Source organism: Polynucleobacter ibericus, assembly GCF_018687955.1.
GTDB lineage: Bacteria > Pseudomonadota > Gammaproteobacteria > Burkholderiales > Burkholderiaceae > Polynucleobacter > Polynucleobacter ibericus.
In genome coordinates this window covers 1,180,612-1,194,715 of the sequence record NZ_CP061309.1, presented here as the reverse complement: position 1 = coordinate 1,194,715, position 14,104 = coordinate 1,180,612, and the positions used below count along the sequence as shown (strand labels likewise).

Annotated in this window: 13 protein-coding genes; 4 read left to right on the top strand and 9 right to left on the bottom strand. The window is 45.8% G+C overall.

All coding sequences use genetic code 11. The features are described 5' to 3' along the window. Positions 1–57: 57 nt before the first annotated feature. Both AOC20_RS06055 and AOC20_RS06050 read right to left on the bottom strand, forming a co-directional pair. Positions 58–1,605 carry a UxaA family hydrolase gene (locus tag AOC20_RS06055; protein ID WP_215359328.1) on the bottom strand — a complete coding sequence of 516 codons (1,548 nt, stop codon included), beginning with the start codon at positions 1,603–1,605 and terminating at the stop codon, positions 58–60. A gap of 52 nt (positions 1,606–1,657) precedes the next feature. Next, positions 1,658–2,359, bottom strand: a complete 702-nt coding sequence (locus AOC20_RS06050; RefSeq protein WP_215359326.1) for a pirin family protein — start codon at positions 2,357–2,359, stop codon at positions 1,658–1,660. Between the two features lie 87 nt (positions 2,360–2,446). Here AOC20_RS06050 and AOC20_RS06045 point away from each other — a divergent pair, with 87 nt between their 5' ends. After that, on the top strand, positions 2,447–3,904 hold the full coding sequence (locus tag AOC20_RS06045) for a TAXI family TRAP transporter solute-binding subunit (protein ID WP_215359324.1): 1,458 nt from the start codon (positions 2,447–2,449) through the stop codon (positions 3,902–3,904). Here AOC20_RS06045 and AOC20_RS06040 read toward each other — a convergent pair. The 3 genes from AOC20_RS06040 to AOC20_RS06030 all read right to left on the bottom strand — a co-directional run bounded on the left by AOC20_RS06040 (position 3,859) and on the right by AOC20_RS06030 (position 6,115). Beyond that, on the bottom strand, positions 3,859–4,317 hold the full coding sequence (locus tag AOC20_RS06040; protein WP_215359322.1) for a phosphate-starvation-inducible protein PsiE: 459 nt from the start codon (positions 4,315–4,317) through the stop codon (positions 3,859–3,861). The genes AOC20_RS06045 and AOC20_RS06040 overlap by 46 nt on opposite strands. Positions 4,318–4,424: 107 nt before the next feature. After that, the gene (locus AOC20_RS06035) at positions 4,425–5,699 is read right to left on the bottom strand and encodes an NAD(P)/FAD-dependent oxidoreductase (protein ID WP_215359320.1); all 1,275 of its coding nucleotides are present in this window, start codon (positions 5,697–5,699) and stop codon (positions 4,425–4,427) included. Between the two features lie 11 nt (positions 5,700–5,710). Further along, positions 5,711–6,115: a c-type cytochrome gene (locus AOC20_RS06030; RefSeq protein ID WP_251373067.1), complete on the bottom strand. Its 405-nt coding sequence runs from the start codon at positions 6,113–6,115 to the stop codon at positions 5,711–5,713. 112 nt (positions 6,116–6,227) lie between these two features. Here AOC20_RS06030 and AOC20_RS06025 point away from each other — a divergent pair, with 112 nt between their 5' ends. The 3 genes from AOC20_RS06025 to AOC20_RS06015 are packed head-to-tail and all read left to right on the top strand — an operon-like array spanning position 6,228 to position 9,795. Beyond that, entirely contained in the window at positions 6,228–7,949 is a 1,722-nt protein-coding gene (locus AOC20_RS06025) for an ArnT family glycosyltransferase (RefSeq protein ID WP_215359318.1), read from the top strand. Then, positions 7,946–9,181, top strand: coding sequence for a sialidase family protein (locus AOC20_RS06020; protein WP_215359315.1), 1,236 nt, complete (start codon positions 7,946–7,948; stop codon positions 9,179–9,181). The genes AOC20_RS06025 and AOC20_RS06020 overlap by 4 nt, the downstream gene beginning before the upstream one ends. Beyond that, positions 9,181–9,795, top strand: a complete 615-nt coding sequence (locus AOC20_RS06015; RefSeq protein ID WP_215359313.1) for a hypothetical protein — start codon at positions 9,181–9,183, stop codon at positions 9,793–9,795. The genes AOC20_RS06020 and AOC20_RS06015 overlap by 1 nt, the downstream gene beginning before the upstream one ends. An 86-nt stretch (positions 9,796–9,881) precedes the next feature. On the opposite strand, the gene AOC20_RS06010 is transcribed toward AOC20_RS06015, so the two are convergent. The 4 genes from AOC20_RS06010 to AOC20_RS05995 form a co-directional block, all read right to left on the bottom strand. After that, the gene (locus tag AOC20_RS06010) at positions 9,882–10,871 is read right to left on the bottom strand and encodes a Bug family tripartite tricarboxylate transporter substrate binding protein (protein ID WP_215359311.1); all 990 of its coding nucleotides are present in this window, start codon (positions 10,869–10,871) and stop codon (positions 9,882–9,884) included. 69 nt (positions 10,872–10,940) lie between these two features. Then, positions 10,941–11,786: an HpcH/HpaI aldolase/citrate lyase family protein gene (locus AOC20_RS06005; protein WP_215359309.1), complete on the bottom strand. Its 846-nt coding sequence runs from the start codon at positions 11,784–11,786 to the stop codon at positions 10,941–10,943. A gap of 31 nt (positions 11,787–11,817) precedes the next feature. Next, positions 11,818–13,194 (bottom strand): MmgE/PrpD family protein, encoded by a 1,377-nt coding sequence (locus tag AOC20_RS06000; protein WP_215359307.1) that lies wholly within the window; start codon positions 13,192–13,194, stop codon positions 11,818–11,820. Positions 13,195–13,211: 17 nt separating this feature from the next. Continuing rightward, the gene (locus tag AOC20_RS05995) at positions 13,212–14,096 is read right to left on the bottom strand and encodes an HTD2 family dehydratase (protein ID WP_215359305.1); all 885 of its coding nucleotides are present in this window, start codon (positions 14,094–14,096) and stop codon (positions 13,212–13,214) included. Positions 14,097–14,104: the final 8 nt, after the last annotated feature.

Sequence of the window (14,104 nt, the reverse complement as noted above, 5' to 3'; positions counted from 1 at the left end):
CCTGTTTCAGTTCGTTTCTATCTGGGTTGAGCTAATAGGATTAATTCTACAGTTGTCTTAGCTCATTACCCCAATTTGCCATGGAACAAATTCATAGTCTCCTAGCCCCAGGAGTTCGCTTTTGGAAGGCTCGCCAGAGGCAGTGCGTAGAAATAACTCAAAGATCTGCTGTCCCATCTCTTGAACGGAGACTGTGCCATCCAAGATCTCTCCGCAATTGATGTCCATATCTTCGGTGAGGCGCTGATACATTGGCGTATTGGTGGCTAACTTGATGCAGGGGGCTGGTTTAGAGCCAAACATGGATCCGCGGCCAGTAGTAAAGGCGATCAGGTTGGCGCCTCCTGCAATCTGTCCTGTGGCAGAGACAGGGTCAAAGCCAGGGGTATCCATAAATACAAAGCCCTTGGTAGTCACTGGCTCAGCGTATTTGTAGACCTCCATCAAGGGGCCAGTGCCGCCTTTCATGGAAGATCCGAGGGATTTCTCAAAAATATTGGCTAGGCCGCCAATTTGATTTCCAGGGCTAACTTGACCATTAATTTGTACATCCCTGCCAACGGAGTATTCATCTTTCCACCAGCGTATCCGTTGAATGAGTTTTTCGCCAACAGCTTTACTAACAGCACGGCGGGTAAGTGTGTGTTCAACACCATAGATCTCTGGGGTTTCCGAGAGAATACCTGTGCCACCATGACGAGACAAAATATCAATTGCTGCGCCTAAGGCGGGATTGGCTGTAATGGAGGAGAAACCGTCCGAGCCACCGCATTGCAAACCAACACATAAGTGGCTGGCAGAAACTGTTTCGCGTTTTGCTTTATTGGCTTCCGGTAGCAATGCTTTAACTGCTTCAATCCCTGCTTCAATGGTTTTGCGTGTCCCACCGGTTTCTTGCATGATGAAGGTATGCAGATTGCTACCTGCGACGAGATCCTCTTGCTCCATCAACCCTTTCAGTTGATTGCGTTCACAGCCAAGCCCAACAATCAGAGCGGCTGCTAGGTTGGGGTGACGCGCATAGCCAGCCATCGTCCGACGCAGCAACTCCATGGGCTCACCACTCATTTCCATACCGCAGCCAATGTCGTGACTAAACGCCACGACACCATCGACATTGGGGAAGTCTTTGAGGCGCTCTGGTGTGAACCAGTCGGCAATTTTATTTACTACCGTTGCTGAACAGTTAACGGTGGAAAGTATGCCAATGAAATTCCGTGTCCCCACTTTTCCATTCGCCCTGACATATCCTTGAAAGCTTGCCCGCTCTGATTCAGGTAGAAGATCAGTTGGCTTATATTCGCTTGCATAAGCATAGTCACGATCAAACTCACGAAACTCAGTGTTGTGACTATGCACCATGGTGCCAGCTTCAATATCGGTGTTAGCAAAGCCTACGGTCACGTTGTACTTCAGAATAGGCTCGCCCTTGAGAATATCCTTGGCGGCAATCTTATAACCTGCGGGTACCTGACTGCGACTTGTAAAATTTTCGCTAGGTACTTTAGTGCCAATACCAATATCTACCCGAGCAACCACGATGTTGTCATTGGGATGCAGCCGAATAATCGAGCCAGCCAGTTTTTTTCCAGAGGTTTCAATCATGATCTTGAGGTTTAATGGTGATAACTGATCGTATGCTGAACTAATGAAAAATTTAATGACTCAAGTCAAAAATCAACACTTCTGCATCTACCCCGGCACTAATTTCAAGAGAGGATTCATTCTCAATGAAAAGAGCATCTCCGCCAGACAGTTGTTGGCCATTAATCACCAGTGCTCCACGAATGAGGTGCACATAGCTTTTGCGTTTAGGATTTAGTTCTAATTTGGCTGATTGAGCGCCATTAAAAAGTCCCGCATATATCTTCGCATCAGCATGTATTTTGACTGAGCCATTTTCTCCAGAAGGAGAGGCAATAAGACGCAGCTTTCCCTCTTTTTCAATTGTCGGGATTGCTTGCTGTTCGTAACTTGGTTCAATCTCTAAGACATTAGGCTCAATCCAAATTTGTAAAAAATGGGTTGTTTGATCTTTGGCGTGATTGAACTCGCTATGGCTTACTCCGCTACCTGCACTCATGCGCTGAACATCGCCCGGTGGAATGCCTTTGATATTTCCCATACTATCTTCGTGCGCCAATTCTCCTGACAGAACGTAGCTAATGATCTCCATATTGCGATGGCTATGTTTGCCAAACCCCATTCCTGCGGCTACACGATCCTCATTAATAACGCGGAGGTTCCCCCAGCCCATGAAGTCGGGGTCATGGTAGCCTGCGAAAGAAAAGGAGTGGAAGCTTTTCAGCCAGCCATGGTCGGCATAGCCTCGATCTTGGGATTTTCTAAGAATTATCATGGTTTAAAGGGCTCATAAAGATCAGTTGAATGAATCAGAATAAGCCCATTATCATTAGCTTTAACGAAATTTGCAGATCGGTAACGAATGGGAAGTTTTAAACAAGATATTCAAGAAACATTCTTAGGTCTTTCTGAGAGTATTTCTCAGCAATGGGATGACTTTACTCAATTCCTGCGAGAGACTTGGCCTATTCTGATTCTCTTGTTATGCATCTTGATTGGCATCTGGTGGTATGCGGACCCCCCTCCGCCAAGACATGTACTCTTGGCAACGGGATCGCCTGGCGGCTCATATGAGGCTCTTGGGAAAAAGTATGCAGAATTTTTCAAAGAGAAGGGCATTACCTTAGAGCTTGTCCAGACCAAGGGTGCGCAAGAAAATATTGATCGACTAGCTGATCGTAATGATCCTTTGCAGGCGGCTTTTGTTCAGGCCGGTGTAGATTATGCGAAAGAGTCCAAAGGAATCCAGTCTTTGGGGGCTGTTGACTATGACCCAATATGGTTTTTTTATCGTGGCTCAGAAATAAAGGATGCGAATCTTGAAGCTGTAGATGGCGGCCTAAAGTATTTTTTGGGTAGAAAGATTTCTATTGGCGTTGAAGGTAGTGGCACGCATACTCAGGCGATAAAAATACTCCAGGCTGCGGGCTATGAAAAAGGGGCTCGATTTATTGGTCTTCCTGGACACGATGCTGTCAAGGCGCTGCAAAGCGGGGAGATCGATGGAGCATTTATCGTAGACGCGTATGAGGCTCCTAATGTACAAGCTTTGCTAAATGATCCAGCCATGCATTTGGTCACCTTTAAACGTTCAGCTGCCTTTGCTAAATTGATCCCTTACCTACACATTTTGGAGGTGCCTCAGGGTTCGTTTAATTTAGCGAGGAACACTCCCCCAAAGGATATGAAATTACTTGCTACGACAACCAATCTATTGATTGATGATCGTATGCATCCAGCTATTCAATTTTTATTTCTTGAGGCCGCAAGAAATATCAACGGCAAGGAATCCTTCTTTTCTAAGCGAGGAGAGTTTCCGTCTTTCAAGGATTCAGCACTAATTGAAAGTCCGGTTGCGGTTCACTACGAAAAAAATAACTATCCTTTATTGGCTGCCTATTTCCCTTTTTGGATGGCAGAACTGATTAGCCGCCTCGTTTTCATCTTGCTCCCATTTTGCGTATTGGGCTATCCAATTTTGCAGGCTTTGCCGAGCTTTCGCGCCAAGCGCATGCAAAATAAGATTAATCGCTTGTACGGCGCATTAAAATCTTTAGAGCAAGAGCTGCTGAATGGCTTTGATGATGAGCAGCGCGATGAGTATCTAAGAAGGCTAGATTTGCTGGAATACCAAGCCTTAAAAATCACTATCTCGATGCGCCTGTCGAGCGATTACTATGGCTTGCGAACCAGTATCGATTACGTACGCAAATGCTTAAATCGGGGTGTACATCCTTACAAAGTCGGCGATGATCTGGATCCCAATTTAAGTACTCATTCGCCATCTCCTGACCTACTGGGGAATTTAAAGGATGCATAGCGAACTACAGCATTGGCTAGAGCCAAAATGAGGATGGTTAATCCCATATAAAGAATGGGTAGATCCGCCTCATGCTTAGTATTTACTAGGTCAATAATGAGGCGCGTAACAGCAGTGATTGCAACATAGATCAAAAAGCGAACAGGCATGTGATTGGTCTTGAAATAAATACCCACCATCGCACCAATTTCTAGGTAGATGAAAAGTAATAGCAGGTCTTCAATGGAAGCCGATCCCTTGTGCACCATTCCTAAAAATGCTACAGCTGCAGACCATACGGTAGCCGCACCGATTCCAAATAGCGCAATTCGATGAAATAAGGAAACGAATAAATTTCCAATGGGTACAGTCCACTTTTCAATAGCATCTTCAATGCTAGATGCGTCTTTCGGTGAAGTTGGGGGCATGTTCATCAAATCTCCAAATAGTGAATATGTTTTCCCCAGTATAGGTATCTATCGGAGTATGTAAACAAAAAAAGAGGCGCTAAGGCCTCTTTTTTTGGAAGTGTTGACTTTGGTCAACCTAAGCTATCAGCCCAGATATTGTGAGCCCAACCCCAGGCATAAACCCCTTCTAGGGTTGATGGAGCAGGGGATAGGCCACCAGAGCCAGGAACTGTTTTAAAGGTTTTCTCAGCTGCGTTGTATTGATGAACGCTGGCAACGTGAACTACTTCCTTGGAGTTAACAAAGCTATAGCAGGTATTGGTTAATACCGGCGCTGGATTTACTTCCCAGCCACTGAGCTCTGCAACGATAGCAGCAGCAGCTACTTTGGCGTGTTGATTGGCCATGTGTCCAGATTTTGGCATCGCTGGCGCAATCTGAATGGCATCACCTAGTACGTGAATGTCCTTACGTGCAGTTGATTCAAAGTTGAGGAAGTTGACATTCGCCCAGCGACCATTTGAATTTGCTAAGCCAGTCTTAATAGCAATTTCACCAGCGGCCATTTGTGGCAGGACATTGAGTACATCCGCCTTCACATCATCTTCAACTTCGAGTTTAAGTGTTTTAGTTTTAGCATCAACGCCAACGACATTGCTTTTTGGTCGGTACTCAATAATTCCGGCGTACTGCTCAGCCCAAACCTTTTTAAACAAAGCACCCTTAGATGTGACATCCTGGTTGGCATCCAAAATGAGAACCTTGCCTTTAGGATTATTTTGCTTAAGGTAATTGGCTACTTGGCATGCACGTTCGTATGGGCCAGGAGGGCAGCGGTATGGTGCCTCTGGAATGGTGATTGCAAAAGTCCCGCCTTCACGCATGGCGGCAATTTGTTTATGCAGTGCGATTGTCTCTGGACCGGCTTTCCAAGCCTGGAGGGTTACACCATCTTTATTGGCTTGAGCAAGACCTTCAATGCTCTTGAAGTTTAGAGATACTCCTGGAGATACAACGGCCTTGTCATATCGTAAAGTTTTTCCAGATGCCAGTTTCACAATCTTTTTATCTGGATCAATACTAGCTACGCTATCTTGAATAATTTTGATGCCATGACGCTTGCTGAGTGTGTCATAGGGTGAAGTGATTTCAGCTAAGGTGCGTGAACCACCAATGACTAAGTTAGACATTGGGCAAGAAATAAAAGAGGTATTAGGCTCAATTAAAGTTACCTTTGCGGTGTTATTTGAAAATAAGCGCAGATATTTTGCGGCAGTAGCACCGCCATATCCGCCACCAATCACCAGAATTTCTGCTTTTTGTAAGTTAGCACGAGCCTGACCCGAAAAGCCTGCTAGTAAGCCGAGAGCAGCTGCGCTGTTCCCAATAAAGTGTCGACGATCCATGATGTGCTTCCTTATTGTTTCTTGCCAAGTTGATTGGCGATGGTTTCGAGTTGCTCGTCGGTATAGCCTTTAGCTAACTGCGGCATGATGGTGCCTTCACGGGCGCCAGACTTAAATGCTTTCATTTGAGTCAGAATCTGTTCGCTAGTGAGGTTGTTGATTAATGGCATGCCGCCGTCAACAACACCTTTGCCATCAGTTCCATGACAATTAGCACAGGTGGCAGCAAGGCCGCGTTTATATAGATTGCTAGCATCAGCGTTTTGTGCAAGGGCAGTGCCACTCCACTGACTGATACCAATACATAGTGCTGCTAGGATTGCGGGTTTTAAATACTTTGCTCGCATTGGGTTGGTCTCCATTCGGGGTATTTCTGGGTAATTAGCTACAAATTGCATTGTTAATATCTTAATCAAGAAGCGCCTAAAAAGTGACGTGCACTTCAGATTCGTTTTTCATAAGCTCATTCAAAAATACAGGGGGTCTCCGTTTTATTGGAAATTCCGATAAGCCCTATAAACTATCGCTATGCGTGGCTCATTTTCTTACCGTTCTGCCGTATTAATCCTTCTTTTAGGTGTATTTACCTATCTTTATGGCTTAGATAGTCGATTTGCCCCTAAAAACGGTGATGAGTACCCGTACATGCATATTGTGCGGATGACGGCAGACTCAGGTCATTGGCTACCTCTCCAGTCGGAGATGGATGGCATTAAAAACACTAAGCCACCACTCATTTTTTGGCAGGGAATTGCGAGCACCCATTGGGCAAGTGAATGGACCTTGGCTAATTTACGTTGGCCTAGTGTTTTATATACCGCACTTACAGCATTTTTATTATTTCTAGCAGTGCGCCGCTTTAGTGGCAAAACACAAACTGGCATATTAGCCGCCTTGGTTTGGCTCTCGTTTTTTGCGACCTATCGCTATGGGCGCCCATTCTTGGCGGATCCTCCGGAAGTGTTCTGGATATCACTACCATTTTTCGCTATCTTGTATTGGGGAAAGAGTGCGTTTGAATCCAAATTCTTTTTTCCACTCTTAGCCGGTCTTTGTTTTGGTTTGGCTTTATTTGCTAAATCGTTTGCCTATATTGTTCCCGCTTCTTTTGCCTTGGGCTTGTATTACTGGCGCTGGCGGCAGTGGAGTATTCCACAGGTACTTATTCGGGATTTGTATAAACTCATTTTTATTGCGGCCTTGGCTCTTGGCGTATTTGCCCTATGGTTTGCCCTAGATCCTTATCCAGAAGCCGTTTGGAAAGAGTTTGTATTGGGTGAGAATGCCGGAAAGTTTGCGGCACGTCAGTCTAGTTATTTAATGGATCTAGTTCGGGGTGGTGACAGCATATGGCTCTTAATATTGACAACGATAGCCAATGCCGGTTTGTTTAGTTTTGTATTGATTTCTAGTTTGATACAGAGTTGGCGTACACGTCGTTTTCTCAGTCTAGAGGAGGTATTGCTTCTACTGTTGATTGCTGCATTCTTTATTGTGTTCAGTTTGCCGAGTCAACGTTCAGGTCGCTACCTTTTGCCGGTAATGCCAGCATTTGCAGCACTCATTGCTTTGTATTGGGATAGATTGCCCTTATGGGGATTTCGGATTGCATTACTTTTGCAGCTCTTAGTGCTCTCTCTGTTGTTATGGATTGGCATTAACCTCCAGTTCTCGCAATGGATGGGCGATGCGGGTATATGGACATATTCCTATTGCCATTGGGTTCTTATGGCGGCGGGGATATTGTTAGTCTTGCTTGGATTATTTAAGAGTGGCTTTACCAAAACCTGTTCCTTAGCAGCTTGCTTTCTGGTCTACTGCGCTTTAACAAGTAGCCTTACTCCCTTAGAAGGCCGCTTAGGGCGCTACTCAACAGAAACCATTTCTCAGCTGCAAGGTAAGGATGTTTGGGTTCCTTGTGACTATCGTGCCAAAGATGAAGAATATCGCTTGTTAATACCGGGTGCAAAACTCCATGGCTTTTTAGCTAAAGAGGCAGGTGATATTGCTGGTTTAACTTCAGCCTATCCCTTGGTGGCGGTACATGCACCTTTAGGTGCACAGCCTATACTTTGTGAATCTTGTCAGATTGTTGGACAAAGAATGGAGATGAAGGCGCGTCACTCCAATGAGGAAATTACTGAGATGTTAATGGGGCAGATTGGTAAACATTTATTTGTTACGGAGTACCTCATCTCCACTCCAGCTAGTAATCCAGATTTAACAAATGTGAAGGATGTTTGTAGATGAGTCGTGTCATTGCCCTGTGTTTCTTATTGCTTGCTGCAGTGATTGGTTTTCTGCATATCGATAGTCGTCCAGCTTGGACGCCATTTGCTATTTCTCCTTACCAAGTCGATGAGGAGCTTGAAGAGCCGGTAGGGACCAAGTCAAAAGGCTCAATTAAAGCGAGCATTCCTGCGCCCCAAGCCAATTGGTTGCCCGATACAGGCGCCCCTTCGGTACATGCTGCATCAATGATTGCTCTAAAAGATGGTGCAGTTCGGGCATTTTGGTTTGCTGGTAGCCGCGAGGGTGCTGCAGATGTGTCGATCTATAGCTCCGTGTATGACCCAAAGTCTGCTTTATGGAGTACACCTACTGTTGCCATCGATCGCATTAGCGCAGAGCAGGGGCTTTCAAGATACATCGCTAAGCTGGGTAATCCTGTTCCCGCTAGATTGCCTGACGGACGACTGCAATTATTTTTTGTGACGGTTTCTGTTGGAGGTTGGGCGGGAAGCTCAATCTCTTCGCTCACATCGAATGACGAAGGTTTGACTTGGAGCAATCCACAGCGCCTGATTAGCTCTCCCTTAGTGAACTTAAGTACGCTTGTCAAATCTCCCAGCATTGTATTTACAGATGGACTCTTAGGCGTGCCTGCCTATCATGAGTGGATTGGACGGTTTGGAGAGTTCTTAAGAGTAGATGCAGGGCAAGTCATTGATAAACGTCGTATGAGTTCTGGCCGGAGTGCGATTCAGCCGCTTGTATTTGTGAATGATGCTCAGGATGCAAACGCATATTTTCGGCAGACACGGAGTGCAGGCCTACCAAAACAAATTCCTGTAAGCCATACTCAAAATGCAGGTCAGAGTTGGCAGCAGTCGGAGGATTTGGTGATTGCCAATCCGAATTCTGCAGTTGCTGGACTGGTTATGAAAAATGGTATGCGTATTTTGGTTTTAAATAATATTGAAAATGGTCGCTATCGATTAGCCTTACTCATGAGCGATGCCAAATCTGGAAAATGGCAAACGGTTGAAGTGCTTGAGGATGATGAAGCATTACCAGATGCTCAACGTAAGGAATTTTCATATCCATACTTAATTACTGTTGATGGCAATGATGTGCATTTGGTATACACCTGGGATCGTAAGAGAATCCGGCATCATTATTTCTCTGGCGCTTGGATAAAGCAGGCTTTCAGTAAGATGCAGTCGCAAGCTGCAGATGAGCAACGTCAGGAGACTCAATAATGAATTCATTCATGCAAACTTTCGCCTTGATTGAGCTATCCATTACCTGTGCAATAGTTTGTATTTGGATATTGCAAAAGTTTTCCCCTAATACTTTGCCGTTTGCCGTAAAAGCATTCTTGGTGATTTTGATTGGAAACTGCTTATATTGGCCGTTCGGTATGAATTTGCCTTTGGTTGCTTATGTTCGTGGTGCAACTGGTGACCTCAGCATTGTCTTGACGCTATTGCTGTGGAGTTCATTACTTCCCGCCATTAAACCTATACCAATCACTTTTAAATTTGCGGCCGCAATTATTTCCTTATGTTTTTATCCATTCGCTTTAGGTTTGGGGATGATTGATCCTTATGCATGGGGCTATGGATCGATTCTGTTTCTGGTGGCAGTGCTATTTTTTGCTGTAGTTTGCGGATTAGCTAATTGGACAAGGGGTGTTTGGATTATTGCGATTGCCATTATTGCTTGGGCAGCCCATTGGCATGAGTCAGCCAATCTTTGGGATTATTTATTAGATCCATTCCTAGCCATCTGGGCAATGACTGCCTTTATTGCCATGATTTACAGAAGACGTAAAGATAAGGCTCGCTCCGGTTATTTATTCAGACCAGGTTAAAAGCTCATTTAATTACCTAGGCCATGGAAGTGATAGAAACAAAAAAGCCAGCGTTGCGCTGGCTTTTTTGTTTAGTACTGTAATGCTTAGTCTGGAATATTTGCTTTACGGATCACAGGACCCCAAACGTTGATCTCTTTATCAAGATGATCTTTCAATCCTTTAGCAGACATCTTTTCTGCTGGGACGATATCAATGTTGGCATCTTCTAAACGCTTCTTCACGTCAGGAGTGTTCAAAGCTTTCTTCAAAGCTGCATTGATCTTGTCCAAGATTGGTTGTGGAGTACCTTTTGGTGCATATACACCGTGCCAAACCTTAACTTCGAAGCCTTTGAGGCCTTGTTCGTTCAAAGTTGGAACATTCGGAATAGCTGGCAAACGCTTCATGGTAGTTGTACCAAATGCTTTTACACGGCCATCCTTGATGTAAGGAATGGTTTGTGTAGTCTGGTCGCACAAGAGGTCAACCTGACCGCCCAAAAGGTCTGTTAAAGCAGGGCCAGTTCCTTTGTAAGGAATGTTGGTGAGCTTCACACCCAAACGGCTTTGGAATAAGAGGCCGCAAAGTTGTGACACGGCACCTGGACCAGCATTTGCCATAGTGACTTTAGAGCCATTAGCGCGGATGTAGGCTTCAAGCTCTTTAAAGTTGTTTGCTGGCAAATCTTTTTTACCCAATAACACCATTGGTACGTCAGCAACTTGGCCGATGTATTCAAAGCTAGTCATTGGATCGTATGGGAGCTTGTCATACAAAGCTTGTGCTGTAGCCATACCCATATGGTGGATATAAATGGTGTAACCATCTGGTGCAGCACGCGCTACTTTAGTAGAAGCGATTGTGCCGCCAGCGCCAGGGACGTTCTCAACCACAACAGTTTGGCCTAGGGCTTGACCCATCGGCACTGCGATTAAACGAGCGATGGAGTCAGTTGGACCTCCGGCAGCAAAGGGAACTATCAGCTGAATTGATTTAGTTGGCCAATCTTTTTGAGCTTGGACGCTAGTACTGAGGAATGCACCAGCGGTTAATGCTGCGGCAATTCCAGAAAATAAGAACTTCTTCATTTTCATATTGATCTCCATATTGTTGTTATGTGAGCCAATTTTGCCAGTTTTATTGCTTTTTTGTAATCAAAGACCCTAGTGTTTACCAGTAATTGCCATGGTTCTCTGGGCTAATAGCACCACCGGTCTGTCGATCATCCGGCCATCTAGCTTTATCGCACCCCCCTTGGAGGCCTTATCCGCCTCAATTACTCGCTGAGCCCAGACCAGTTCTTCGTCTGTAGGAGTGAATGCCTTCATAACAATGGAAACCTGCTTGGGATGAATACATAGTTTGCCTCCAAATCCCATCCGTTTAGCGCGTTGTGCGTCATCAGTGATGCGCTCAATGTCATCTGTCGATGGTGTAACCCCATCTATAGGAGGGGCAATCTGCGCAAGGCGCGATGCTAGGACGATTTGATAGCGCGCGGTCTGCAATTCAGTTTCTTGACGATCGCAGACCATGCCTAGGTCGGCTTGTAAATCAAGGTTACCCAAAGCAAGGCGAATCACTTGATTGGAATTGGCGATTTCTTTTAATTGATCCAAGCCGATCGCAGTCTCAATCATGGGAATGATTGCGGTATTCGGTAATATCAATGCAACACCATTAATTTGGTCGCGTGATTCGCTTTTAGGAATGAGTAGGCAAGTAACCTGGAGTTCTTGTGCCAAGATGAGATCGGCTGCGTAAAACTTGCTACCAGGGGAGTTCGTGCGCATGACTAAGCGTTTCTTTTGCTCCGAACTAAAGTGAGGCCAAGCACTGCGAATGGCATTGCGAGCACTCTCTTTATCTTCTTCGGCAACAGCATCCTCAAGATCTAGTACTACACCACTAGCGCCACTTTCAAGGGCTTTCACAAAACGCTCAGGACGAGTCCCTGGCACAAATAGAAAGTTGGTACTAAAGCCGAGAGGTGTGTCGAGTGGGTTCATATCAACTTAAAAAAAGGGATAGTTAGGCAGCTTATGCCGAAGGAAGTAAGGAGCCTATCTTGGCTTGATTGCGGATATTCCACAAGCGGTCAATTGCCTTACTCATTTCTGCTGGACTAGCGCCGCCGCTAAATGCAGCCAGGCGCATCGCTTTATCGGTAATTTCTGCGCGAGTTAGGGTATTGCCGGGATCGCCTTTTGGTTCATCAACGCGCCCATCGAGAACTTGACCATTATTCAGATGGACTTTGACTTTACCAATCCAACGTTGTGGGTAAGCGCCATCTACCTCAGGATCTAAGATCATCGAAACCCGTTCACGGAATGCGCAGATCTCAGCGTCATGAAAGTGCTGATCAAATTCCTGTAAACCGGCAAATTGATAATAGGCAACTAAGGCCAGCACAGTACCCATCGAGAACTTTGATTGATGCACAGTTGCTGGATCGGTGACAGGGCCCAAAACATCAATGGCGCCTTGGTGAACTAAAGTTTCTACTTTGGCAATATCACTAGGTGAGAGCTTATTAGCCAGCATCACTTGTAGCAGGGCATCTGCTGCAGGGTGTGTATGACGGCAGGAGGCGTAATACTTAAAGCTGGTCTCCGCTAAAGCCCAGCGACTTCCTAAGCGATCTACTAGTTTGCTCGGATCACTATCGCTAGACATGCCTGCCGCTAAACCTTGCTTGCCTTCGAGGATATGCTCGGCGCCGGTAAAACCAGCTTGCGCAATATAAGCAGACATTAAGCCTGTTGAAGCAGCATGCGCGGTATGCAGTTGCTTGGAATCTGCGGCATCCCGGAGAAACTCCCAGAGGCCGGCTGATTGTGTGCCTGCAGAACCAAAGGCATTAAGCATTTGCTCTGGGTTCAGTTTAAGCAAGCGTCCAACTGCTGCAGCAGCAGCTATGGTTCCAGCTGTACCTGTTGTATGAAACACTTTGTAATGTGAGCGACCTAAAAATTCACCAACTCGAATACCGACTTCGTAACCCGCCACTGCGGCAACCAATAATTCTTCACCGGATGAACCAATAGCTTGTGCGCATGCCAACACCGGAGGAAATACCACTGTAGCCGGATGAAACACGGAGCCATTGTGCACATCATCTTGCTCAGCAACGTGTGACGCTGCTGCATTAGCCATGGCTGCTAAAAAAGGGCTGGAGGTTTTGCGGGAAACGAGAATCTCAGAAGGGCCAATATGTGACGCATCAAAGCCGCCCATATTCTGCGCAAATTGGGTAATGAGTTCTACAGGACGAGATCCTTTGCCTGCAATGGCTGAACCAAACCAATCGACCAATAAATCTTCGGCACGGTTCATCACATCCGCAGGAATATCCGTAGCCTTTAAATTCGCTGCAAAGCTAGCTAGTTCACGAGAGAGATCTTGTGTGCTCATCTGTTGATTTATCCTTCTTAGGCTAAAACAGCGGTAGCTTGCATGGTGAGCCAGCCTTCATGATCTTGCGCCCAAATGGAAATCGTTTTGCCACTAGGATCTTTTTCTAGATCAGGCTTGGCATTGACTTTGAAGATATTGATATCAAAAGTAGGCCGAATTGCGCGGAACTCAAAACTCTTCAGTTTGCACCTCGGAATACTTTGACGCACTAAATCCACTAACAAGGTAGCAATCAATGGACCATGAACAATTAAGCCTGGGTAGCCTTCTACTTCAGTGACGTATTTGCGGTCGTAATGAATACGATGGCCATTAAATGTCAGTGCTGAATAACGAAACAGCAATACATCATCAGGAGTAATGGTTTTGCTCCACTGGGCATCAGTAGGTGCCGGGGTAGGGGTAACGGGTTTGTCATCTGGTCCTGGCGCATCGCGATACACGATATCGTGTTCTTCAATAATGGCTAGACCTTTTTGATTAGAGATCTTGTGATTGACCAAGACAAAAATCAGATCACCAGTACGACCTGCTTTATGGGTGACTGACTCAATCGTAGATACACGCTCAATCTCATCGCCAACACTCAGTGGCTGTAACCATTGGATACGACTGCCTGCCCACATGCGACGCGGTAGTGGCACTGGTGGTAAAAATCCACCGCGTTTGGGATGGCCGTCGGGCCCAATTTCAGATTCACGAGCGTGCGGTAAAAAATACAACCAGTGCCATAGTTCAGGCAAAAAAGTACCCGGACTTGGCGCGGGATCTTCGCGATCCAATGTGGCTGATAGTGCACGTACGGGCGCTGCTGTGACGGTGTCTTGAAGTGACTCGGTTTTACCAAGCCATTCTTGCAGGTGGGTGATGGTTTGAGGTTCGATTCGCATAACTTCCATTATGCCAA

Excerpts from the sequence above, each read along its gene's own strand:
- AOC20_RS06055 (WP_215359328.1), bottom strand. The coding sequence starts at position 1,605 with ATGATTGAAACCTCTGGAAAAAAACTGGCTGGCTCGATTATTCGGCTG.
- AOC20_RS06015 (WP_215359313.1), top strand. The coding sequence starts at position 9,181 with ATGAATTCATTCATGCAAACTTTCGCCTTGATTGAGCTATCCATTACC.
- AOC20_RS06005 (WP_215359309.1), bottom strand. The coding sequence starts at position 11,786 with ATGAACCCACTCGACACACCTCTCGGCTTTAGTACCAACTTTCTATTT.
- AOC20_RS06035 (WP_215359320.1), bottom strand. The coding sequence starts at position 5,699 with ATGGATCGTCGACACTTTATTGGGAACAGCGCAGCTGCTCTCGGCTTA.
- AOC20_RS06025 (WP_215359318.1), top strand. The coding sequence starts at position 6,228 with ATGCGTGGCTCATTTTCTTACCGTTCTGCCGTATTAATCCTTCTTTTA.
- AOC20_RS05995 (WP_215359305.1), bottom strand. The coding sequence starts at position 14,096 with ATGGAAGTTATGCGAATCGAACCTCAAACCATCACCCACCTGCAAGAA.
- AOC20_RS06040 (WP_215359322.1), bottom strand. The coding sequence starts at position 4,317 with ATGAACATGCCCCCAACTTCACCGAAAGACGCATCTAGCATTGAAGAT.
- AOC20_RS06010 (WP_215359311.1), bottom strand. The coding sequence starts at position 10,871 with ATGAAAATGAAGAAGTTCTTATTTTCTGGAATTGCCGCAGCATTAACC.
- AOC20_RS06045 (WP_215359324.1), top strand. The coding sequence starts at position 2,447 with ATGGGAAGTTTTAAACAAGATATTCAAGAAACATTCTTAGGTCTTTCT.
- AOC20_RS06000 (WP_215359307.1), bottom strand. The coding sequence starts at position 13,194 with ATGAGCACACAAGATCTCTCTCGTGAACTAGCTAGCTTTGCAGCGAAT.
- AOC20_RS06020 (WP_215359315.1), top strand. The coding sequence starts at position 7,946 with ATGAGTCGTGTCATTGCCCTGTGTTTCTTATTGCTTGCTGCAGTGATT.
- AOC20_RS06050 (WP_215359326.1), bottom strand. The coding sequence starts at position 2,359 with ATGATAATTCTTAGAAAATCCCAAGATCGAGGCTATGCCGACCATGGC.